The sequence below is a fragment of the Pedobacter jeongneungensis genome (assembly GCF_000633455.1).
GTDB lineage: Bacteria > Bacteroidota > Bacteroidia > Sphingobacteriales > Sphingobacteriaceae > Pedobacter > Pedobacter jeongneungensis_A.
The window spans coordinates 522,143-546,284 of the sequence record NZ_AYMG01000001.1; the positions used below are offsets into that span (position 1 = coordinate 522,143).

18 protein-coding genes and 2 tRNA genes are annotated in these 24,142 nt (G+C 39.5%); 13 read left to right on the forward strand and 7 right to left on the reverse strand.

Annotated features, from left to right (window positions below; translation table 11 throughout):
• Positions 1-90 precede the first annotated feature (90 nt).
• The gene (locus U859_RS0102310; protein ID WP_025141829.1) at positions 91-693 is read right to left on the reverse strand and encodes a porin family protein; all 603 of its coding nucleotides are present in this window, start codon (positions 691-693) and stop codon (positions 91-93) included.
• A 251-nt stretch (positions 694-944) separates the two neighbouring features.
• On the opposite strand from U859_RS0102310, the gene U859_RS0102315 reads away from it, so the two are divergent.
• The 5 genes from U859_RS0102315 to U859_RS0102335 all read left to right on the forward strand — a co-directional run bounded on the left by U859_RS0102315 (position 945) and on the right by U859_RS0102335 (position 9,690).
• The gene (locus tag U859_RS0102315; RefSeq protein ID WP_025141830.1) at positions 945-1,160 is read left to right on the forward strand and encodes a hypothetical protein; all 216 of its coding nucleotides are present in this window, start codon (positions 945-947) and stop codon (positions 1,158-1,160) included.
• A 181-nt stretch (positions 1,161-1,341) separates the two neighbouring features.
• Entirely contained in the window at positions 1,342-3,033 is a 1,692-nt protein-coding gene (locus U859_RS0102320) for a S41 family peptidase (RefSeq protein ID WP_025141831.1), read from the forward strand.
• Positions 3,034-3,061: 28 nt separating this feature from the next.
• The gene (locus U859_RS0102325; protein WP_025141832.1) at positions 3,062-4,387 is read left to right on the forward strand and encodes an alpha-L-fucosidase; all 1,326 of its coding nucleotides are present in this window, start codon (positions 3,062-3,064) and stop codon (positions 4,385-4,387) included.
• A gap of 290 nt (positions 4,388-4,677) precedes the next feature.
• Entirely contained in the window at positions 4,678-6,933 is a 2,256-nt protein-coding gene (locus tag U859_RS0102330) for a GH92 family glycosyl hydrolase (RefSeq protein ID WP_025141833.1), read from the forward strand.
• Between the two features lie 150 nt (positions 6,934-7,083).
• Positions 7,084-9,690, forward strand: a complete 2,607-nt coding sequence (locus U859_RS0102335) for a glycoside hydrolase family 2 protein (protein WP_025141834.1) — start codon at positions 7,084-7,086, stop codon at positions 9,688-9,690.
• Between the two features lie 207 nt (positions 9,691-9,897).
• On the opposite strand, the gene U859_RS0102340 is transcribed toward U859_RS0102335, so the two are convergent.
• From U859_RS0102340 to U859_RS0102350, 3 genes are all read right to left on the reverse strand, one after another.
• Complete coding sequence (locus tag U859_RS0102340) at positions 9,898-10,224, reverse strand: 2Fe-2S iron-sulfur cluster-binding protein (RefSeq protein ID WP_025141835.1); 327 nt, start codon at positions 10,222-10,224, stop codon at positions 9,898-9,900.
• Between the two features lie 43 nt (positions 10,225-10,267).
• On the reverse strand, positions 10,268-11,278 hold the full coding sequence (locus tag U859_RS0102345; RefSeq protein WP_025141836.1) for an NAD(P)/FAD-dependent oxidoreductase: 1,011 nt from the start codon (positions 11,276-11,278) through the stop codon (positions 10,268-10,270).
• 336 nt (positions 11,279-11,614) lie between these two features.
• Positions 11,615-13,741 carry a prolyl oligopeptidase family serine peptidase gene (locus tag U859_RS0102350; RefSeq protein WP_025141837.1) on the reverse strand — a complete coding sequence of 709 codons (2,127 nt, stop codon included), beginning with the start codon at positions 13,739-13,741 and terminating at the stop codon, positions 11,615-11,617.
• A 237-nt stretch (positions 13,742-13,978) separates the two neighbouring features.
• On the opposite strand from U859_RS0102350, the gene U859_RS0102355 reads away from it, so the two are divergent.
• The 3 genes from U859_RS0102355 (at position 13,979) to U859_RS0102365 (ending at position 16,443) form a co-directional block, all read left to right on the forward strand.
• On the forward strand, positions 13,979-14,728 hold the full coding sequence (locus tag U859_RS0102355) for a UDP-2,3-diacylglucosamine diphosphatase (RefSeq protein WP_025141838.1): 750 nt from the start codon (positions 13,979-13,981) through the stop codon (positions 14,726-14,728).
• A 464-nt stretch (positions 14,729-15,192) separates the two neighbouring features.
• Positions 15,193-16,266 (forward strand): peptide chain release factor 1, encoded by a 1,074-nt coding sequence (prfA, locus tag U859_RS0102360; RefSeq protein ID WP_025141839.1) that lies wholly within the window; start codon positions 15,193-15,195, stop codon positions 16,264-16,266.
• Between the two features lie 103 nt (positions 16,267-16,369).
• Positions 16,370-16,443, forward strand: a tRNA-Asp gene (locus U859_RS0102365).
• A 50-nt stretch (positions 16,444-16,493) separates the two neighbouring features.
• Here the strand turns inward: U859_RS0102365 and U859_RS0102370 are convergent.
• The gene (locus U859_RS0102370) at positions 16,494-17,267 is read right to left on the reverse strand and encodes a carbonic anhydrase family protein (RefSeq protein ID WP_025141840.1); all 774 of its coding nucleotides are present in this window, start codon (positions 17,265-17,267) and stop codon (positions 16,494-16,496) included.
• A 228-nt stretch (positions 17,268-17,495) separates the two neighbouring features.
• Between U859_RS0102370 and U859_RS0102375 the strand changes: the two genes are divergently transcribed.
• Positions 17,496-17,569 (forward strand) — tRNA-Asp (locus U859_RS0102375).
• 58 nt (positions 17,570-17,627) lie between these two features.
• A complete protein-coding gene (locus U859_RS0102380) occupies positions 17,628-17,912 on the forward strand; it encodes a GIY-YIG nuclease family protein (protein ID WP_025141841.1) in 285 nt (94 codons plus the stop codon).
• 137 nt (positions 17,913-18,049) lie between these two features.
• Here the strand turns inward: U859_RS0102380 and U859_RS0102385 are convergent, their stop codons facing one another.
• Positions 18,050-18,610 (reverse strand): GIN domain-containing protein, encoded by a 561-nt coding sequence (locus U859_RS0102385; protein WP_025141842.1) that lies wholly within the window; start codon positions 18,608-18,610, stop codon positions 18,050-18,052.
• A 313-nt stretch (positions 18,611-18,923) separates the two neighbouring features.
• Between U859_RS0102385 and U859_RS0102390 the strand changes: the two genes are divergently transcribed.
• From U859_RS0102390 to U859_RS30855, 3 genes are all read left to right on the forward strand, one after another.
• Positions 18,924-20,507, forward strand: coding sequence for a Na+/H+ antiporter (locus U859_RS0102390; RefSeq protein ID WP_025141843.1), 1,584 nt, complete (start codon positions 18,924-18,926; stop codon positions 20,505-20,507).
• A 92-nt stretch (positions 20,508-20,599) separates the two neighbouring features.
• Positions 20,600-21,019: a hypothetical protein gene (locus U859_RS0102395; protein ID WP_025141844.1), complete on the forward strand. Its 420-nt coding sequence runs from the start codon at positions 20,600-20,602 to the stop codon at positions 21,017-21,019.
• Between the two features lie 228 nt (positions 21,020-21,247).
• On the forward strand, positions 21,248-22,918 hold the full coding sequence (locus U859_RS30855; RefSeq protein WP_025141845.1) for an alkaline phosphatase family protein: 1,671 nt from the start codon (positions 21,248-21,250) through the stop codon (positions 22,916-22,918).
• Between the two features lie 81 nt (positions 22,919-22,999).
• Here the strand turns inward: U859_RS30855 and U859_RS0102405 are convergent, their stop codons facing one another.
• The gene (locus tag U859_RS0102405; protein ID WP_025141846.1) at positions 23,000-24,139 is read right to left on the reverse strand and encodes a hypothetical protein; all 1,140 of its coding nucleotides are present in this window, start codon (positions 24,137-24,139) and stop codon (positions 23,000-23,002) included.
• Between the last annotated feature and the right edge of the window lie 3 nt (positions 24,140-24,142).

Consider the following 24,142-nt stretch of genomic DNA (forward strand, 5'->3'; position numbering starts at 1 on the left):
CTTATTCTTGAAAAAAACTTTTTTAAATCAACATTCCCGCAACAAAAAAGGCGGCCATTGGCCGCCCTTATACTTGTTCTCTTGTAAAAACTACAAAATCTTAAACCCTAAACTCAATTGAAAAAGGTTTGGTTTCTGAGTGTATTTTTCACTTTTACTGATATTTGATAAACCCGCTTCATAGCGTAAATCAACCGAAATACTACCTACATCTACACCCGCACCAAACTGTGCGCCCAATGCCTGGTTTTTGTAATTGCTAAAATCTGTTGCCTGTTGGTAAGCTGAGCTAAAAGTCGAATTTTCATCCAGGATAAATGAAATTACCGGGCCGGCCATTACACGGAAGTTTAAGTTTTTGGCACCGAATTTTGTTCCAAATAAAACAGGAATATCCAAAGTGGTGAACTTTACTTTTCCTTCAGCAGATACTTCGTTGCCGTTATCCTGTTGGATGCTGATAAATTTGTTGCCTTTACTGCCAATGTAAGCCTCAGGTTGTACATAAAAGCTGGCACCTCCAATACGTGCCCAGGCACCGATCTGATAGCCTAAACGGTTTTCTTCGCTTGCAAAATCTGCATTTAATTTGGCTAAATTTACACCTGCTTTAACCCCCAGGTTAAACGTTTGTGCCTTTGATGTTGCCCAACCCAGGGTTAGGAAAACAATAGAGAAGATAAGTTTTTTCATGTTGTTTAATTGTTTTTAAGTTATAAACCGTAAACGGCGCTCTTGCGAATTTTGTGTGTGTGTTTTGTTCTTATGGTTTCTTTTCAAAATACGCCTAGCGGTTACTGTTCCGGAATTTGGTTTTATAACGCGCTTTTAACACAATTATCGTGCAAAAATTTCTCACTGATGTCTACTTTTTTTGTCAGATCGCATAAAAAGGTATTAACCTGAGTAAATATTTTTTACTTTTGCATCAAATAAAATATGCCATGGCTAACTTTCAACTTACTTCAGAAACTGCATTTAAGGTAAAAACTAAGTTTTTAAGGAAATACCGCGATTTAGCGAACGAGCCTTTAGAGTTTACCCCTGGCAAAGAAGACCAGTTGATTGAAGATTTAATGCGTTTGGTTAAGCGTGACCGCACTTATATCGAATTTACCATTCAAAAAGCATTGGCTGATACCAAAGGCAACAGACTTTAATCTGTTTTTTATTGCTTTATCCTTCCTTTTTAGCGTAACGCTTAATTTACGCTTGCGCCAAATATGCTGTTTTTAATATTTACGGCTTTTTGTACATTTACTTTCGTACTATATCAATAAATAACTTTCCAAAAACAGGCTTTTAATTCGTTCTGTGCTACTGGAATAAATACATAAGGGAATGAAGAAACTAAAATATGGTCTTTTAGCAGCTGGCTTTGGTGTTGCTGTTTTGTCTTTTTCTTTTAAAGAAGATTTGTTTCTGGTTTCTAAAAACCTGGATATTTTTGCCTCACTCTATAAAGAAATCAACATCAATTATGTTGATGATACCAATGCCCCTAAGTTGATGAAAACAGGAATCGATGCCATGTTGGATAGCTTAGATCCTTATACCGAATACGTTCCCGAATCGGAAATTGAAGATTATAAACTGAAATATGTAAGTACCCAATACGGTGGTATTGGTGCAGGTACCGTTTTTATTGATGGTAAACTATTTATTAACGAAGTAAGCGAAGGTTACCCGGCAAATAAAAGTGATATAAAAGCCGGTGATCAGGTGCTGAGCATCAATGGGATTGCTGTTAAGGGCAAAGACCGTCCTGAGGTGAGCCAGTTACTGCGCGGACCAAAAGGAACTGCGGTTGATTTGCTGATAATCAGAGATGGAAAGGAGATTACTAAAAAAATCGTTCGCGAAGAAATCAAACAACCAAATGTTTCCTATTCAGGCATGGTTGGCGATGGTATTGGTTATATCAAACTCGATAAATTTCTCGAAAATTCTGGTCAGGAAGTTAAAGATGCCTTATTGGCCATTCAAAAAGAAAACCCTAAAGGTGTGGTACTGGATTTAAGGAATAACGGTGGTGGTATTTTACAAGAGGCTGTTAAAATTGTAAACCTTTTTATCAATAAAGACCAGCTCGTAGTAACTCAAAAAGGTAAAAATGTAGAGAAAACCATTACCTATAAAACGCTTTCGGCGCCAATTTCTACCTCAGTGCCTTTGGTGGTGCTGGTAAATGGAAATTCAGCTTCTGCGTCTGAAATTGTTGCCGGTTCCTTACAGGATTTAGACCGTGCCATCGTTATCGGACAACGCAGCTATGGAAAAGGATTGGTACAACAAACCTTCAATTTGCCTTATAACAGCCTGGTTAAGGTAACTGTAGCCAAATATTATACGCCATCGGGCAGGTGCATCCAAAAGCTGGATTATGCCCATAAAAATGCAGAAGGCGTAGCCGAACGTTTTGCCGATTCTACCATGGTGATGTACCAGACCAAAGCCGGCAGAAATGTGTACAGCGGTAACGGCGTTTATCCTGATATTGTAGTTAATGCAGATAAATTGAGCCCAATTACCATTTCGATGCTTAATAAAAGCCTTTTCTTTAACTATGCAAACCTGTATAGAAAAGAAAAACCAGGTTTGGCATCCGCTAAAACTTTCCAGTTATCAGATGCTGATTATGCAGTTTTTGCCAACAGCCTGGCCGATAAAGATTTAACTTATCTGAGCCGTACCGAGAGATTGCTTTCTGATTTACGTGCCGAAGCCGAAAAAGAAAACAAATCAGCAGAAGTAAAAACCGATCTTGAAAACCTGAAATACAAACTTACTTCTTCCAAAAAAACCGATTTGGTAAGCCATAAAGCTGAAATCAAAAGGGTATTGGAAACACAGATTGTGAGCCGTTATTTTTACGAAAAAGGAAGAATCGAGCAGAGTTTCCAGTATGACAAAGAACTGGCTGCAGCCAAGAACTTGTTTACCAATCAATTACAGATTCTCGCCATCTTAAAAGGTGATGGAAATTACAAAGTGATCGGTAAACCCACAAAAGCCACTGCTTCCATAGATTAAAAACCTAACCAGATATACCACCAACCTTATGAAAAAATTAGCAATAATCGGCTTAATGCTCTGTTTTGCGATACAGTTAAATGCGCAGGATTATTTACCTGCCGCATCAAATTTAAAGCAGCGTACCTGGTTTGCCGATGCCCGTTTTGGTCTGTTTATTCACTGGGGCCCTTTCAGTATTCCCGGAAGTGGCGAATGGGTAATGAACGAGCGGAAACTTAATGTTCATAATTATACCAACCTTAAAGATTTTTTCAATCCTGTTGAATTTAATGCAGCGCAATGGGTAAGTATGGCGAAAAATGCCGGAATGAAATACATTACGCTCATTACCAGGCATCATGATGGTTTTAGCATGTGGGATACCAAATATTCCGATTTCAACATCATGAGTACCCCTTACAAAAAGGATATTGTAAAAATGATGGCTGATGAATGCCATAAACAAGGCATACAGTTATACTTATATTATTCTTTGTTAGATTGGCGCAGGGAAGATTATCCGCACGAAACCGGTCGCACGGGGCAAAATTCTGGTCGGACGGGTAAAGGCGATTACGCCAGTTACTTACAGTTTATGAAAAACCAGCTCACCGAATTATTGACCAATTATGGCGAAATAGGAGGGATCTGGTTTGACGGCCATTGGGATCAGACCGAGCCGGAAGGATCCAAAGACAGAACCTCACGCATCGACTGGAAATACAATGAAATTTATGGTTTGATCCACAAATTGCAGCCACAGTGCATGATTGGTAATAACCATCACTTAACGCCATTTGCAGGCGAAGATTTCCAGATGTTCGAACGCGATTTGCCAGGCGAGAACAAATCGGGTTTGAGTTTTCAAAAAGCTTCCGATCAATTGCCGCTCGAAACCTGCGAAACCATTTCCAATTCATGGGGATATAACCTGAGCGATACTTATTACAAATCGAACAAAGAGTTGGTAAACATGTTGGTTAAAGCCGCAAGTTTGGGTTCTAACCTTTTATTGAACATTGGCCCGATGCCGAGTGGTAAAATCCAGCCGGAGTTTCAGGACCGTTTGGCAGGTTTAGGCGATTGGCTTAAAGTATATGGCGAAAGTATTTACAGTACAAAAGCAGGTTTTATAAAACCGCAGGCCTGGGGAAGCATTACGCAAAGCGATAATAAAGTTTACATCCACATTGTAGATGGAAAAACCACTACGCTTAACCTGGAAAACGTTCCGCTGAAGAAAATTAAAAAAGCATATTTATTAAAAGATAAAAGTGCGGTAAATTTCACTTTCAAAAAATCGAAATTAACGCTTACAACTACGCCAAATACAACAGAACCCGACCAGGTAATTGTTTTGGAGATTGGGTAAAAAGATCTTTGTCATCCTGAGCGCTATTCCCGTCATTGCGAGAAGGCTTTTTCAGCCGACGAAGCAATCTTTCTTGTAAGGATCACGAGCATGAAAGATTGCTTCGTCGTTCCTCCTCGCAATGACGACTGTTTTTATTGAGCTTTGTCGATAGTAACGGGTTGTATTTCCTCCGATAGTTATCGAAATAACGGTCATTTTATATAATTCTTCCCCCTTTTATGAGAAAAATAACGTAAAACGTTTTACTTTTAGATTTTTAAATCTATAGTAGGAAATTATAAGCACACATGCAGTTCAGGAAAACCTCATCGATTCTATTTCTAACCTCTCTATTTACATTTAATGCCTTTGCGCAGCAAAAAACCAAACTCACCCAATATGTAGACCCATTGATCGGATCGGCAAAACACGGGCACGTTTTTGTAGGGGCCAATGTTCCTTTTGGGGCTGTACAGCTCGGGCCAAACAACATTTTTGAAGGCTGGGACTGGTGCAGTGGCTACAATTATATCAGTAACACCATTACCGGATTCGCACACACCCATTTAAGCGGTACAGGTATTGGCGATCTGGGCGATATTTCGATCATGCCTGCAACGGGTAAATTATTGCTCGAGAAAGGTAAAACTGCAGACGATGAAAATGGTTATCTATCTAAATTTTCTCATCAAAATGAAGTAGCAAAAGCAGGTTACTACAGTGTATTACTTGATAAATACCAAATTAAAGCAGAATTAACCGCAACCGAAAGGGTAGGTTTTCATCAATATACCTTTAAAAAAGGAGCCGAAAATCCGCACATCATCATCGATTTAATCGAAGGCATTGGTTGGGACAAACCAGTTTCAGCATCATTTAAACAGCTGGATGCGACAACCATTATTGGACATAGAAATTCGAAAGGCTGGTCTGACGATCAGCGCCTTTATTTCGTAATCAAGTTGTCTCAACCGATTAAAAATCTCGTGCTATATGATAGTACGGTAGTTAAAAGCGGTACCGAATTGTCAGGCAAAAAGTTAAAGGCTGTTGTTAATTTTGATGCCATTAAGAATGAAAAATTACAGATTAAAGTAGCTTTATCTCCAGTAAGTTCAGAAAATGCCGTTTTAAACTTAAAAAAGGAGCTTCCGGGTTGGGATTTTGCCGCTACAGTTAAAAACAGCGATGCAAAATGGGAAAAAGAACTGTCGAAAGTTAATATTGGCGCCTCTAACACGACCAAAAAAGTGTTTTATACTGCCTTATACCATACCATGATTGCGCCATCTTTATTTAACGATGTGAACAAAGATTATCGCGGAACAGATAAAAAGGTATATAAGAATGCAAATTTTAATAATCTCACTACCTTTTCGCTATGGGATACGTACAGAGCGGCTAATCCATTGTACACCATCCTGCATCAGGATAAAGTGAGCGATGTGGTTAATACCATGCTGGCCATTTATAAGCAACAGGGAAAATTACCCGTTTGGCATTTAATGGGCAGCGAAACCAATACGATGGTGGGTTATCATGCCGTTCCGGTTATTGTAGACGCTTATTTAAAAGGATACAGGGGTTTTGATGTAAACCTTGCTTTTGAAGCTGTTAAACAATCGGCCATGCAAAAAACCGATGGCATCGATTATATCCAGCAACTTAAATATATTCCGGCTGATAAGGTGAATGAATCGGTGGCAAAAGCTTTAGAATACGCCATTGATGATTATTGCATCGCGATGTTTGCTAAAGCATTGAACAAAACCAAAGATTATCAATATTTCAGCAAAAGAGCACAGCTGTACAAAGAATACTTTGATAAAGATGTGCAGTTTATGAGAGGAAAATTAGCTGATGGTACCTGGAGAACACCTTTTAGCCCTGTAGCTTCTAAACACCGTGAAGATGACTATACTGAAGGAAATGCATGGCAATACACCTGGTTGGTGCCTCAGGATGTTGAAGGTTTAATTAAGTTATTTGGTGGCGACAAAGCATTTGTAAATAAATTAGATTCTTTGTTTTCGGTAAAGGCCGAGCTTGGCGAAAATAGTTCGCCTGATATTTCTGGTTTGATTGGAAATTACGCACAGGGAAATGAGCCTGGTCATCACATTACTTATTTGTATGCTTATGCTGGTCAGCCATGGAAAACAGCCGACCTGATCCGTAAAATCGATCACGATTTTTATTCTTCAAAGCCGGATGGATTATGCGGTAACGAGGATGTAGGCCAGATGAGTGCCTGGTATGTTTTTACTGCCATGGGTTTTTATCCGGTTAATCCGGCAAATGGCGCTTACGTTTTCGGAACACCTTTGCTTAACGATGCCACCATTACCTTGGCGGGGAATAAAAAGTTCAGCATCAAAGTGATTGATAACAGCGCGGAGAACAAATACATTCAGAAAATTGTATTGAACGGTAAACCTTACACCAAATCGTATATTCTTCATAAAGCTATTGCAGCTGGTGGAAATATTCAGATTTACATGGGAAATAAACCATCCGAAACCTGGGGCATAAAACCTGAGGACAGGCCAGTTTCAACTAAATAATTAGATTTTGTCACGTTGAGCTTGTCGAAACGCCTCAAACAGTATTGTGGAAAGTCCTTCGACAAGCTCAGGATGACAATTCTAGATTTATGATATATCCTCAATAAAAAATAATCATAAAACATGATCAACTATAAGAAAATCAACTATATGAAGAAACTATTTCTACTCCTTTTACTTTGTTCGAGCCTATTCGTAAATGCGCAGCAGCGTTACGAATTAAATTCGGGCTGGATTTGCACCAATATCAAAGATGCAAATGCATCGGGCTTAGAAATTTCGAAAGCAGGTTTTTCGATTAACAATTGGATGCCTGCAACTGTTCCCGGAACGGTTTTAACCACTTTATTGAACAATAAAAAAGTGCCCGATCCATTTTATGGGATGAACAACGAAAAGATTCCTGATGTATACAAAACCGGAAATGATTATTATACCTACTGGTTTGTAAAAGATTTTGAAGAACGCGCCACAAGTAACGAACAGGTTTGGCTACAGTTTAGGGGAATAAATTACAAAGCAGAAATTTACCTGAACGGAAAAAAAGTAAACCCCAAAACACAGGTTGGGATGCACCTTAGGGCACAATATAACATCACCAAACTATTGTCTGCTAATGGAAAAAACAGATTGGCCGTTATCGTTTATCCGCCAGATTTTCCAGGCAATCCAAATGGAGGCCAGGGCGGTGATGGAACCATTGCCAAAGGTTTAACTACACAATATACTGCAGGTTGGGACTGGATTCAACCCACCCGCGACCGTAATACCGGAATCTGGGATAAAGTAACTATCGAAAAAACCAAAAGCATCAATATCCAGAATCCACAGGTCATTACTTTGGTGCCGGGCAAACGTTTACCGGAGGGAAAACAAAATCCTGCTACGGTTAAAGTTTCAGTTGAAGTTGAAAACCCTACCAATCAGCCTGTTTCAGGTATTTTACAATATCAGATTGCTGGAAAGCTGGTTAAACAGCCAACAACCATCGCAGCAAATAAAACAACTATTGTTAAACTTCCTGATTTACAGCTCGAAAACCCAAAATTGTGGTGGCCAAGTGGTTATGGTGCGCAAAATCTTTATGATGTAAAAATTGAATTTGTTGCAGCTAACCAAACATTGGATCAGGAGCAGCTTAAAGTTGGCGTACGCCAAATCGATAATATCTGGAACGAGCATACCAAAAGTATGGGTGCTTTTGTAAATGGACAAAAGATTTTTATTAAAGGAGGTAACTGGATCATTTCTGATGCGATGTTACGCTTTAGCGATGCCCGTTACGATGCAGAAATCCGTTACCATAAAGATATGAATCTTAATCTGATCCGTATCTGGGGTGGAGCAATCCTCGAAAGACCTGAGTTTTACAATGCCTGCGATAAATATGGTTTATTGGTTTTTCAGGATTTTTGGTTCAGTGGCGATTGTAACGGCCGTTGGGTAGACCCGATGAAAAAAGAAGATCAATGGACAAGGAGAAATTATCCTGATGACCACAACCTCACTCTAACTGCTATTGAAGATCAGATCAAAATGATCAGAAACCATGCCTCGCTGGCTTTTTGGTGTGGTGGAAATGAAATTACGCCGCCAGAAGATATTTTAGAACCCCTAAAAAATGAGATCCTTCCACGTTTGGATGGCACCAGAAAACTTTTCGATTTCTCGAACAGTGATGAAATGTCATTCAACTCAATCGGTGGTAATGGTGATGGTCCTTATGGGATACAGGATATTAAAACTTTCTGGGGTACGAAGACTTTCCCTTACAATTCGGAAGTTGGATCGGTAGGGGTAGGTGACTATGCTTCTTTGCTCCGTTTCATTCCAAAAGAAAACCTGATTGCGCCACAATACAAGGGCAAACCCGATTCGGTATGGGATTATCATAAATACATTTCTTACGAGCAATACCTGAATCCTTATGGCAAGCCAAAAAGTGCCGAAGATTTTGCGATGAAAGCCCAATTGGCCAATTACGACCAGTATAGGGCATTGATGGAAGGTTTTTCTAACAAAATGTGGGATTGGTACACCGGTTCTATTATCTGGAAAACCCAAAACCCATGGACGGCCATGCGTGGGCAGATGTATGATTATTACCTTGATCCGAATGCTTGTTTATATGGTTTGAGGAAAGGTAGTGAACCGTTACATGTGATGATGAATCCTTTAGATAGCATGGTTACCATTGTAAACAACGGATTTACTACTAAAAACAACCTGATGGTGCAAGCAAAGGCCTATGATATGGATGGGAAAGATTATTTCTACTCTCAGGCCTTCAACTCGGTTGGTCCATCTTCGGTGAGGAGACTTTTTCCTATGAATGAGTTTTTAACCAAACTGGATAAAAAGGAAGGTTTATTTGTTTCGTTAAGGATTTTAGATCAGAAGCAAAATATTTTAAGTGAGAACATTTATTGGCTGGCCGGAAAAGATGGCGAGTATTCAGGCTTGAAAAATATCAAAAAGACGCCATTAAAAATTGCGGCTGTTGATCAGAAAAACGGAAAAGTGGCTGTAACCCTAAGCAACGCAGCTGGAAATCCTGTCGCGTTTTTTAACCGTGTTGCTTTAATCAATGCGAATAGCAACGAGCGGATATTACCTAGCTTTTATGATGATAATTATGTAAGCATTTTGCCGGGCGAAAGTAAAACGGTAACCGTAGAATATATCGGTAAACAAAGCAATTTAGCTGTAGAAGTGTATGGCTGGAATGTAGAGAAGCAGAAAGTAAATATTCAATAGATAAATTTTCAGACCTCGCAGGTTTTCAAAACCTGCGAGGTCTAAAATAACGGATCCGTCATTGCGAGGAACGAAGCAATCTTAATGCACTCGCTAATAGCGATCGTTGTAAGATTGCTTCGTCTTTCCTCCTCGCAATGACGTCTGATTCTAATAGAAAAGGCCGCAAATTAATTTGCGGCCTTTTCTATTTATACTATTTACAACTTAGCTTACGCCGTGTAACTTTACTTTTAATCCGTCCATATTGTTGTTTAACTGCAACTGGCAGGCTAAGCGCGAATTGGGTAACAGATCAGGTAAAGTATCCAACATGGCATACTCATCGTCTGTCATTTCATTAAGTTTTTCTTCACCTTCTAAAACATCAACACAGCAAGTGGCACATAAAGCCATTCCGCCACAGGTGGCTAAAATATCATATTCTGATGCCTTTAAAAACTCCATAAGGCTTAAGCCCATATCGGTTGGGGCAACGTGTTCAGTAACCGAGCCATCCGGCTCTTGCATATATATGTTGATGTTATTTTCCATTTTTAGTTCTCTTGTTATTTGAATAGCAAATATAAGAGAAAGCTTAAAATTCTGAAACTCCGTTTACAGTTGTATATTTCATGGTGTATTTAACACCCGGATTCATATATGAATACGCGCTGTGACTCATTAATGCCGCCTCGTGGAAACCACAAAGAATCAGTTTTAATTTATTGGTGTAGGTGTTGATATCACCAATGGCGTAAATGCCCGGGATATTGGTCGAATAATCATCCACGTTAACTTCGATCGCACTTTTGTTGATATTTAAATTCCAATCTTCAATCGGGCCTAATTTAGGACTCAAACCAAACAAAGGAATTAAGTGATCGGCTTCAACAACTGTTTTTTCCATGGTGCGGTTCTGAACAATTTCAACCTGCTCTAATTTATCCGTTCCCTGTACAGCCTGAAGGTTGCTGTTTAAAACCAAATTGATTTTACCACTTTCGGCCAATGCCATTACTTTCGATACTGAATCGGGTGCACCACGGAAACTTTCGCTCCTGTGAACCAATGTTAATTCAGAACAAACTTCAGCTAAGTAAATCGTCCAGTCTAAAGCAGAGTCACCACCGCCGGCAATTACCATTTTCTGATCACGGTATTTTTCCGGATCAAGAATCATGTAATTTACACCTTTGCCATTCTCAAATTTCTCTAAGTTTTCTACAGCAGGTTTACGTGGCTCAAAGCAGCCTAAGCCACCAGCAATAACCACAACTTTAGCTTCGATAACGGTACCCATGTTCGTGGTTAAAACGAAATCGGCTTCGCCACGTTTTTCTAAACCTTCTATACGCTCGCCTAAAGTAAAGGTAGGATGGAAAGGTTTGGCCTGCTCCATTAAGTTATCGATAAGTTCCTGAGCCAGCACAGATGGGTAACCTGGAATATCGTATATCGGTTTTTTAGGATAAATTTCAGACAGCTGACCACCAACCTGAGGAAGGTAATCAATTAAATGACAACGCATTTTTAATAAACCGGCTTCAAAAATGGCAAATAAACCAACCGGACCAGCGCCTATTACGGCTATATCAGTAGTGATCATTAAAGAAAAATTTGACGCAAAGTTACAAAATAAAGTCTTATCAATTCTGCTATTTAGAAATATTCTAGATAATTTTGCAATCCTATTATATTCAGTATTTTATATGCTTTGAGCTAATTGAAAACAAAAGTTAAAGGTTTTTAGTGATTTAAAGCAAATTATAATTGGTCTATGGGTTTAGTGGGGAATTGATTCTTTTTCATCCAAATGGAATAAGCTGCTAGGGATCGTCATTCCCAACCCGATAGCTATCGGGTTGGGAATCGTAATGCTGTAGTTATTAAGATTCCCGCCTTCGCGGGAAAGACGACCTTTTTCAAAACAATAAAAAACGCACTACCAACTCATCCCCAAATTCTGAAACACAAAACTCCATACATCTGCAGCTTCTTCGATCAGTTTTGTGGTAGGCTTGCCAGCGCCATGGCCGGCTTTGGTTTCAATCCTGATTAAAACCGGGTTTTCGCCTTTATATTTTTCCTGTAAGGTTGCCGCAAATTTGAAAGAATGGGCAGGTACCACTCGGTCATCATGATCGGCTGTAGTAATTAGGGTTGCGGGATAATTAACACCGCTTTTTATATTATGAAGCGGCGAGTATTTAATCAGGTAATCGAAATCCTCCTTTTTATCACTGGTTCCGTACTCAACTGCCCAGCCCCAGCCAACGGTAAATTTGTGGTAACGAAGCATATCCAATACGCCAACGGCAGGTAAAGCCACTTTAAAAAGATCAGGCCGTTGAGTCATGCAGGCACCAACCAAAAGTCCGCCGTTTGAGCCACCCGAAATGGCAATTTTAGATGAATTGGTATATTTTTCTTTCACCAGGTACTCGGCTGCGGCAATAAAATCGTCAAATACATTTTGTTTTTTAGCCAACATGCCGCCTTTATGCCAGGCTTCGCCATACTCACTTCCACCGCGCAAACTAGGCTGAACGTAAATGCCGCCGCGCTCCAAAAACAACATGCGCGATAAACTGAATGCAGGTGTTAAACTGATCTGGAAACCTCCGTAAGCGTATAGGTAAACCGGGTTGTTGCCATCAAGTTTGATCCCTTTTTTATGCACGATGAACATGGGGACCTTAGTACCATCTTTAGAAGGGTAAAATACCTGTTTGGTTTCGTAATCGTCGGTATTGAACTTCAGTTCTGATTTTTTGTATAAAATAGATTCAGCTTTAGCCACATCATAACGGTAAATGTTGCTAGGAGTGGTAAAATTGGTAAAAGTATAGAAGAATTCTTTATCTTCTTTGTACCCTCCAAAACCACCAACCGTGCCTATGGCAGGAAGTTTTACGTCGCCAATTTTCTTACCGGTTAAATCAAATTGAATAATATTTGTGCTGGCATCTTTTAAATAGGTTGCCCAGAGGAATCCGCCGCCAGTCCCAATACCTTCTAGCGCCAGCTTAGATTCCGGAATGATTTTCTGCCAGTTTTTCGGGTCTGCATTTTTTGGATCGACCAGAACAACCTGTTTATTTTCAGCGCCCAAATCTGTATTCACCAGTAATTTGTCGCCTACATTATCAACAACACTATGGTTATGTTCATAACCCTTAATCAGCGGTGCTATTTTGCTGGCTGGTGTTTTTAAATCCTGATAATATAATGCATTTCCTGATGTACCTGCACTGGCATACACTACTAAAAAGCGCTCATCTTCGGTAACACTGGCGCCAAAATAAAGGTTAGGATTGGTTTTGTCTTCAAAAATTAACTGATCATTTTTCTGCGAATCACCCAATTTGTGGAAATACACCTTTTGGTATTTATTGGCAGCCGAAAGGTCGGTTCCTTTAGCGGGTTCATCAAATTTGCTATAATAAAAACCATCACCTTTCCAGGCTGCGCCCGAAAATTTGGTCCATTTCAGTTCGTCGCCCAATTTCATCTTGGTGGCAATTTCCATTACATAAATATTGCTCCAGTCTGATCCGGCCTGCGCCACAGAATAAGCAAGGTATTTTTTATCGTGAGAAAAACCAAGAAGTGAAACAGCCGCAGTACCATCTGCGGTAAGCGTATTTGGATCGAGAAAAACCTCCTCTTTTCCATCCAATCCCTTTTTAATAAACCAGATGCTTTGGTTTTGCAGCCCATCGTTTTTGGTAAAGAAATAATATTCGCCAACCTTAAATGGAGCTGATTCTTTCGGATAGTTCCAGATTTCAGTTAAACGCTTTTTAATATCTGCACGGTAAGGAATTTGATCCAGGTAGTTTTGGGTTACTTTATTTTCGGCAATTACCCAGGCTTTGGTTTCGGCAGAGGTGTCATTTTCAAGCCAACGGTAAGGATCGGCGATGGTGGTGCCGAAGTAATTGTCTTTAGTGTCGTCTTTTTTGGTTTCTGGATATTTCATCAATGTTATTTTTTCTGCTGGTTTTTTGCCCTGGTTACAGGCGAAAAGGCTTAATGCAAATAAGGATAATAGAAATTGTTTTTTCATAGTGAAACAGATTTATTTACTAATATATGTCTTTTTTTTCTTCGGGTTGATTTCACAGATTTTGGAATTACGCTGATTATTGATTTGCCTGGGCATCCAAAACATTTCAACTTTTAAACATTGCAACCATACAACATTTCTTTTTTCCTTCGGATTGATTTCACAGGTTATTGTGCTTTGATCTTTCAGCTTTACTCTCTAAGCTTTCCATTTTTTTCTTTTACCTTTGAAGAATCCATGGCTAAGAATATTTATTTTGCTTCCGATTTTCATTTAGGCACACCAAATTACGCTGAAAGCCGTGCCCGTGAAGCGCGTATTGTGAGCTGGTTGGATTTTATAACGCCAAATTGTAGCGAACTCTTTTTAATGGGCGATATTTTCGATTTTTGGTTCGAATATGCCACTGTAGTGCCGAAAGGTTTTATCCGTTTGCAGGGTAAACTGGCCGCCATGGCCGATGCAAGGATAAAAATCTATTTTTTTAAAGGTAACCACGACATGTGGGTGCGCGATTATTTTACCCGGGAAATCGGGATGGAAATTATCAGTGATGAGCTGATTATTGAACGTGGTGGGAAGAAATTTTACCTGCACCATGGCGATGGTTTAGGGCCAGGAGATAATAAGTATAAATTTTTAAGAAAGATTTTTAGAAGTAAAGTTTGTCAGTGGTTGTTTGCGCGTTTGCATCCAAATTTAGGGATCGGCATTGCCAATGGCTGGAGTAAAGGAAGCAGGGCCGCACAAACCGAAAAAGAGGTGTTTTTAGGAGAAGATAGAGAATGGCTAGCCATTTATGCCAAAGAACAACTGCAGAAAGCACATTTCGATTATTTTATTTTCGGGCACAGGCACCTGCCGCTCGATATTGATTTGGGCAACGGGAGCAGGTATGTAAATATCGGCGAGTGGCTCAACTATAGTTCTTATGGGGTTTTTGACGGTGAGAATTTAAGACTTGAATACTATAGCCCAAAACCGTAATGTTTTTTGCTTTTGGAAAGCAAAGTCTGTAGCATTTATTTAATGTTATTCGGGCTTTAGGTTATAGTCCCGATTAGAAAAAAGTCGGGAGCTGCCACTGCATCCGATAGCTATCGGATCCCGTTTAGGCACCCCGGTTTCTGCTGCTATTTAGGGTTGCAATGTGCCTAAAATGCACTGTTCTTTGTATCTAAACCTGATAAAACGAAAAGCCCGGAGCGAGGAACGTAGCGAGGACTTGAAGTGATAGCGGGACTATCAGCCGCCACTGGCACTTCACCCTCCATTTTCTAATTTTTTATAAAACCATTCTTTTGCTTAATGTCGCTACAGTTAACCGATTTAAACAGTTAACCAATTAACCATTCTCGCCAAACAAACTAATTCAGCTTTTTTCCTTATTTTTGCATTTCCTGAATTTTTGGGTATATGCCAGCCTTCGGGAAATTTCAACAAGAATAAATATGTTAGATAAATTAGAAGCTATAAAGCTGCGTTGGGAAGATGTGGAAGAATCGTTGAGCAATCCGGATGTTATTCAGGATATGAAACGTTTTGCGGCTTTAAATAAAGAATATAAAGACTTGGGCAAAATTGTAGATGAGTACAAAATCTACAAAAATGTGATGAGTAACATTGATGCCAATAAAGAAATTTTAGCTACTGAAAAAGATGCTGAAATGCGCGAAATGGCAAAGGAGGAGCTTGATATGTTGTTAAAACAACAGGAAGAAATGGAAAGCAATATCCGCCTGATGTTGATTCCTAAAGATCCTGAAGATGCCAAAAATGCCGTATTTGAGATCCGAGGCGGTACCGGCGGCGATGAAGCCGCTTTATTTGCCGGCGATTTATACCGCATGTACACCCGTTATTTTGAAACTAAAGGCTGGAAAGTGGAGACCGTTGATGTAACCGAAGGTACTGCCGGTGGTTATAAAGAGGTGATCTTAAAAGTGAATGGCGATGATGTTTATGGTCAGTTAAAGTACGAAAGTGGCGTGCATCGTGTGCAGCGTGTACCTGATACCGAAACGCAGGGGCGTGTACATACCTCAGCAGCATCAGTAGCGGTTTTGCCGGAAGCAGAAGAAATTGATCTTTACATTAACCCAGCCGATATTGAACTGCAAACTTCGCGTTCAGGCGGTGCCGGTGGACAGAATGTAAACAAGGTAGAAACCAAAGTGCAGTTAACGCACAAGCCGTCGGGTATTGTGGTGGTGTGCCAGCAGGAACGTTCGCAATTGGGTAACCGTGTAATTGCAATGGAGATGTTGCGTAGTAAACTTTACGATATTGAATTGCAGAAAAAGAATGGTGATATTGCTGCAAAACGTAAAACAATGGTATCAACCGGCGATCGTTCAGCAAAGATCAGAACCTATAACTATCCTCAGGGGCGTGTTACCGAACACCGCATCGGATTAACGATGTACAACCTTCCAAGTATTATGGATGGAGATATCCAGGAGATCATTGATGCACTCCAGTTTGCTGAAAATGCAGAAAAAATGCAGGAAGGCGCTGTAGGTTAGGTAGTTAAATATTTTTGAAAAAAAAGTTTGCGAATTAAGATATAGTCTCTATATTTGCAACCTCGAAAGAGACGAGAGGTTCGAACTTTAAAGAAGAACAAAAGGAGTGGTAGTTCAGCTGGTTAGAATGCCTGCCTGTCACGCAGGAGGTCGCGGGTTCGAGTCCCGTCCATTCCGCAACAAAAGCCTTAACTTGCAAAAGTTGAGGCTTTTTTGTTAAAAACTCTTTATTTAGCTGGCTCGAATATTTCGACTTTTCCGGAGCTCATATCATAAACGCCTCCAACAATAATTATTTCGCCATTTGCTTCCATTTCTCTCAAGATGGTACTTCTATTTAAGATTTCCCGGATAGATAGTTTAACGTTTTCATCGCAAACCGTTTCTACGAACAATGGATTTGAAGAAATGGATTTGCCTTTAAAGGTGGTTTTAGCGCTAATAACAGCAGGATTAATTTTTTTGAGAAGCTTGGTGATGTTGCCCAGCTTTACACCATCTATTGCGGATTTAATTGCGCCACAGTATTCGTGCCCCAGCACCATTACAAGCTTGGCTCCTGAAACTTTGCAGGCATATTCCATGCTTCCTAAAATATCTTCATTAACAATGTTCCCTGCAACTCTGGCAACAAATAGATTCCCAATCCCGCTGTGAAAAATATCTTCTACGGGTACTCTCGAATCGAGACACGAAAGTATAACTGCTTTTGGATATTGGCCTAGCGAGGCTTTTCTTACCCTTTCGGTAGTGTTGCGAATCGTTAAATTATCTTTTGTAAAATCCAGATTGCCTTGCTGTAAACGCTTGAGAACATCTGCAGGGCTAAGTTTCAATTGTTGTTCTTTTGTTAGAACATCTGAAATCAAAATGTCCTCCTTTGCAATTGTAAGCGTATCTTCTTGGTCTATTTCTTCAGGATTTATGTTTGAATCGTTTTGCCTGCATGCATTTAAGCCCATGCTTGTAATGAATAATAATGCTAAAAAAAATGTTCTCATGTGTGATGGAAATAGTAATTAAATTTATAAAAAATTTAATATCGTTGTGTTTACACGGCCAATTAGTTTTTAGCTTAGCTTGCTACTGGATAAAATATTATTAGTGAAATTCAGTAAGTTACGGGTTTGTGCCGTAAAATATCCAAGAGTATAGTGACAAACTGATAATTGTCCCTATATTTGCAATCCCGAAAGGGGAAAGAGGTTCGAACTTTAAAGAGAACAAAAGGAGTGGTAGTTCAGCTGGTTAGAATGCCTGCCTGTCACGCAGGAGGTCGCGGGTTCGAGTCCCGTCCATTCCGCGATAAAAGCCTTAACTTGCAAAAGTTGAGGCTTTTTTGTTTCCAACGATTTGATCTTATGGGATTCTATGTTTACATCATTCAAAGTCTTGCCGATAACTCCTATTACAAAGGCTTTACAGAGAATCCAATAAATAGGTTAGTTCAGCATAATAATGGAGGTTCTAAGTATACGGGCACTAAATTACCCTGGCGCTTTGTTTATCTGGAAGAAGTAGAGACGAAAAAGGAAGGGTTGATCCGTGAAAAAGCGTTAAAGAAATATGGTCATCACCAAATTATACGGTTAATCAGCTCAGAAAAGAATCAATTATTAAAAATATTAGGTAATTCAACGGACTAGAAACGCAAGTCTGCGATCTGTTGGTTAGGAGGTCGCGGGTTCGAGTCCTCCCGACCTTCGGTTGGGACAACAAAAGCCTTAACTTGCAAAAGTTAGGGCTTTTTTGTTTGATCAGGTTAATACCAATAATATATCTATCACTCTGTGGCTTGAGTACGCAATGCTGCAAACTGATCAAAAGTCAGTTTTGGATTCTTATCCATGAAAAGAAAATGTTTATCGGTATTTCCCCTTAAATACAGTTCCGATTTATCATAAATGGCCGTATAAAGCTCCTGGCTTGTTGTATAAATATCAGCAATAGCATTTCCCTTTAAAATGATCTGGAGGAATTTAACAGATAAAATTCCTTGTGTTTTAACCATAGCATTTTCGTCGGCCTCTATTCTATAGAGTTCGTTTACATAAACAATGATTTTGCCCAGTACGGTACTGGTTCCAGTAATGGATAGTATTTCTCCCTGTTGTGTTACCCTGGCGTTTCCTTCATTATCATCAGCGTAAGAAATGCCAACGTCAGGCCTTTGGATCAGGATCACTTCAATATTCCCTTTTATTAAGATTTTCCTGAAAGGAGCAATCTTCTCAGTTTTTATGGGTTTATCTTCTACAGCGCTGGCAGTTGTCGGAAAAATATAGGTCAATAATAAAATTAAGACTGATACCATGGCAATTTGGGATTTTAAGTAAGCTTTCATAGCGTGTTTTATTTTAATTGTTAATTAATAAATTGTTAGGCGATACTGAGCATTTGTTTCTTTTGGCGATTATATCGTTTGATTGCATGTTAACGAACGAAGTGCCAAAACAATTATATGTAATTATTTATCTGATAATCAATTGTTTATGAATTTTTTGAGACTATTTTAGTGTTCATTATCGAACAGTCCGAACTTGGGATCGAACAACTTTTATCGATTATTGATTTCAAATTGCCGCGGAATGGAGTCAAATTGTATTGTATTTTTTATAAATTGACGTATTGAAACTCAATCTTAACCATTAATTATAATGCATACCATTTTACCTTTTTTGCTTGCCATGGTAGCCATCATTGTGCTGTTAAATATGTGGGCCACCAAACTCAAAATCGCTTATCCGATTTTATTGGTTGTTGGTGGCTTGCTGATCAGTTTCATACCCGGGTTGCCGAAGGTAAAAATCGATCCCAACCTTATATTTTTTATATTTCTTCCCCCGTTATTATTTGAAGCTGCCTGGGCAATCTCTTTTAAGGAAATGAAAAAATGGTGGCGCATTATCGGTAGTTTTGCCTTTCTGGTTGTTTTTTTTACCGCACTTTCTGTAGCACTGGTTACCAATTATCTTATTCCAGGGTTTACAATCGCTATAGGATTTTTATTGGGGGGCATTGTTTCTCCACCCGATGCGGTGAGCACAGCAGCCATTACAAAATTTGTAAAGATTCCAAAATCTACGGCTGCTATTCTGGAAGGAGAAAGTTTATTGAACGATGCTTCCTCATTAATTATCTTCCGTTTTGCATTGGTTGCAGTTGGCACAGGTCAGTTTATCTGGCAAGATGCAGCTGGCAGCTTTTTGTGGATGGTAATTGGCGGTGCAGGCATTGGTTTATTGTTAGGTTGGGTATTTGTTAGGCTGCATAAGTATTTACCTACCGATGCGCCTTCTGATATTGCATTGATGCTCATAGAACCTTATTTTATGTACTGGATAGCAGAGCAGGTACATAGTTCTGGCGTGCTGGCGGTAGTAAGTGGCGGATTATTTATGTCGGCCAGGAGATTGGTGTTTTTAAGCAGCACCAGCCGCATTAAGGCATTAAGTGTATGGGAAAGTTTTATATTTATTTTAAATGGCGTCGTCTTTTTAATTATTGGGCTGGAGCTTCCTGAAATCAGGGATGGACTGCGTTCACAAGGTATTCCCTTAAGTACCGCTATCGGCTATGGCTTATTGGTTACGGGAGTATTGATTGCGGCCCGGATCATCAGCTCTTATGCTGCCATGTTTGCTACACTTATTTTCCGCCCAAGCGTTACACCCGCTGCGCGTTCCAGGAGGACACTGATGTTTATGCCGCTATTGCTCGGCTGGACGGGTATGCGTGGAGTAGTTTCATTAGCCGCAGCTTTGGCAATACCTTTAACATTCGATAACGGAAAGGCCTTTCCACAAAGAGACTTGATCTTGTTCATCACTTTTGTGGTGATATTGCTTACACTCCTGGTACAAGGCCTTACGCTTCCATCCATTATAAAGCGTACAGGAGCCTTTGGTTTTATATTTAATCAGGAAAATGAAGAAACGGTTAAACAAAACATGAAACAGGGTTTAAAACAACACAGTTATCAGTTTCTTAAAAATAAATACGACAAGGAATTGAATGGACATGCCGGTTTGGAAAAATTGTTAAGGCATTGGGAAGAAAAATCGAAAGCCAGCGATGACAGCTGGATGAACGAACAGGTAAAAACCATTTTTATCCAGATGCTCGAAAGTCAACGGGAATATCTTACGGCGCTGAATAAAGATCCTGCTATTAATGAGGAAATCATCCGCCATCAATTGTACCAGATCGACCTTGAAGAGGAAAGATTGAGGGTTATTTGATTTACGAGTAGTATATCTTTACTATATACCTCTCTTATATTGTTGTAGCGTTTCTATGAATTTTACCGTTTTCATTAAAAACCAAATAGACAATGAAGAAATTAACACTTTTATTAATCATGGGCATTGCCCTACTCAGCTGTAAAAAAAATAAAACCACTTCCGAGTGTGGAGATAAAATATGTACTCAAGAGCTTGCCTCGGTAGTGATAAGATTTGTAGATAATAAAGGTGAAGGTGCCGAAGTAAAGGATTTTAGTGTAATCAATCAAAGAACTGGAGAAAGTTTAAAGGCCAATTCGAGTATTTACACCAGTACCGTAAAAGGTGCTTTTATTGTGATTGATGATGGTAATAAATCACAATTATCAGAAGGTGGAGACGACTTAAAAATTACCGGGACATCTGCGACAACCAATCAAGCAAAATCTGTTGTAATTAAAGCAAGCGGAGGTAAATGTGCCTGTCACATCAAAAAAATAACCGGACCAGACCAGGTTACTTTTGATTAGGATATTTTTCGCGTCCATAATAAAAATTATATGATAGGCCTAACTTTTAGAAGTTGGGCTTTTTTATTTTCAATAATCTGGTCAAATAGTAGCTTAAGGCAAAGTCTTATTAACCAGTTTGAAATGTGAAAATGTTTGAATTAAGGACTTCTTTTTTACGGATATTTTGTTTAGTTTAGCTAAACAAAATCATTTATATGTAAACATTATTTTAACCTTAATTTAACTATGAAAAAATCAAAGCTTTTACCATCCCTGGTTTATCTCATGATCCTGTCGTTGATTTCTTGTAAGAAGGCGGATACAGCTACTTCAGAGGAAAAAATTTCTGATCAACAATCTTTAGCAAAAAATGCTTTGCTTGCAAAGCCCAAAAAAGTATTATTTATAGGTATTGATGGTTGTGTTTGGAAAGCCATTACAGCCTCAAATGCACCTAATCTCAAAACGTTGATGGACCAATCGTACACCAGTACCAATGCCCTGGCTCAGGTACCAACCTGGTCATCTAATGGATGGTCAGCTTTGTTTACAGGAGTAGGTGTGGACAAGCATAAAGCATCCGATAATAGTTTTTCGGGATCAGACTTTGTAAACTACCCTTCTTTTTTCAGGCAGATTAAAACCAGCTTACCTGCATTGCGTACCGCATCAATTGTAACCTGGTCGTCCATTAACGATTTTATTGTGGCTACTCAAGATGTAACGGTAAAGCAGAATAGTGCAAACGATAACGCAACGGAAACCAGGATTATCCAGGAAATTACCACCAGTAATACAGATGTTGCGTTTTGCCATTTCGATGATGTAGATCATGCCGGGCACGCCAGTAATTATAGAACCACTACCCAAATGTATATGGATTCGGTAAAAGCAGTTGATGCACGCGTAGGAAGAATTTTAACGGCTTTAAAGGCAAGACCAACTTATAACAATGAAGATTGGCTCATTGTTGTTGCTACAGATCATGGTGGTGATCTTAGCCATGGTGGGGCCAGCTACCTGGAGCAAAATGCTTTTATCATTTTAAACAACAGTGCCATTTCGCCTCAACTGGTAAATGCATTACCAACCACCGCAACAGAATCAACACCACATAGCATCTCTACCGTCGATTTTAAAACCAATGTTTATGGTCAGCTGCCTGCCCTTGGTAATTTTAATCTTAGTGCAACCAGTAGTTTCACCATCGAGTTTAGGGCGAGGGCAACATCTGCTACTAGCGATCCGGTAATTATCGGCAATAAAAATTGGGCAAGTGGTTATAATAAAGGTATTATCATTTCTAATAGGAATGGAGTAATCAGGGCTAATTTTGGTGATGGTACCCACAGGCTTGATGTTGATGGTGTTGATTTAACCGATCAGCTGTGGCATCAGGTAGCCATAGTGGTTAACCGCAGCACTCAAAAGGCAACTATATACGATGGTGGTGTGCAAGTTGCAGAAGGTAATATTTCTGCCGTAGGCGATTTAGAAAGCGGCACCACATTTAAAATAGGACAGGATGGTACGGGTAATTATAATCCTTACTTTACCGGCAATATTTCAGAAATCAGGTTGTTCAAATCGGCTTTACCTGCAAGCAGTATCAGTGCTTATAGTTTTACGGCCTTAACTTCGTCGCACCCACAAAATGCTGACCTGGTTTTGTACACTAAAGGAAATGAAGGCTCAGGAACAACCTATAACGGAAGTTTGGTTACACCTAAAATAGATATTCTGACCAAAAATAGCGCAACCATTACCTGGAGTGCCTTAACCACCCCGATATTCAAACGTAAAACAACAGATTATCATGGTGCGCCTTATTTATACAATGTAGCACCTACCATATTAAAATTCCTGGGTATAGCTAAGCCTGGTTATTACGATGGCAGTACGCTGATTAATTTTTAAACCAACACCATCATATAAATCAAAAAGCTGTATCCTCATTGAGGGTACAGCTTTTTGATAAATTTACTCCGAGAAATATTATTAATCCAGCAAAGTCCAGGTTTTTCTGGCTTGTACTTGTTGTACAACCTGCTGTTCGGCAACCACAATGTTTTCTTTGCGTTGGCCAATATATTCTAGTCCGCTTAATTTATTCCAAAGCGCAACCAGTACATTCATAAATTCGTTAGCCATTACCATACTGTTATTAATCTGTTTATGATCATATACGAGTTCGATGGTTTTAGCCAAAAGCTCTTCAAAGTTTCCAGGGGTTACATCTTTCCACTCGTAAAAGTATTTTAACAGTTCTTCTCTTTCACGTGGATCGATCAGTTTGATTGCCGTAAAAAAGATATGTGCCAGGCTCGAAAAATAACCGACCAAAACCACAGGCGATTCGCGGTGTGCGATGTTTCTGTATTCATAAAATAAACCTGCAATATAATCTACAATCTTCTCCGAAATCAGTCGGATATTTTTGCCAAGCGGTGTAATATTATCCCTGCCTCCTGTTTTATCGATAATCTTGAATGCGGCCAATTGTAAATCGTTCAATAAAACGCTGAAAGATTCATAGTACCTGATTAATGCCGGATGACTTGTTATCGTTGTGCTTGGTGGGATATAGCTGGTATTGATTGATAACCTTCCGTTTTCATAGTAAACCTGTCCGATGGTCAGAAAATAACTGTCTGCCGTTTGCGAGCCTACTTCACTTTCAGGTAAAACCGCAATAGAATAACCTTTGGCTAATTCAGGGTAACGGATTGGACTTTCATCAGGGCTTGGTGTGCCGGTGGGTACGCGGTTAAACGGGTTAACCACTAATAAAATAACATAGTTGCGGGGTTCTGATTGACCAAAATAATGGTTATGAACCAGTGTGTCCATATTATCAGATTGTACAATATCAATATGGCAACCCTCTGGCGTAACCGCATTACAATACCTTACACGCACCTCAATGTGGTTGGTTGCCTTTTCAATAATTTCGATATCGTGCGAACTTTTGTAACCTGCAAATGGCGGCAAAAATCCGTAATTACTGTTGTTCAGCTGCAGCGATACGGCATCCCGTACAAAATCCTGCAAATAGAGATCGCTTACGGTAAAGTGATCGCTGGAGAGCTTCATGCCATTAATCCAGTTGATGGATTTATATTTTAGCGGCTTTATCATGGT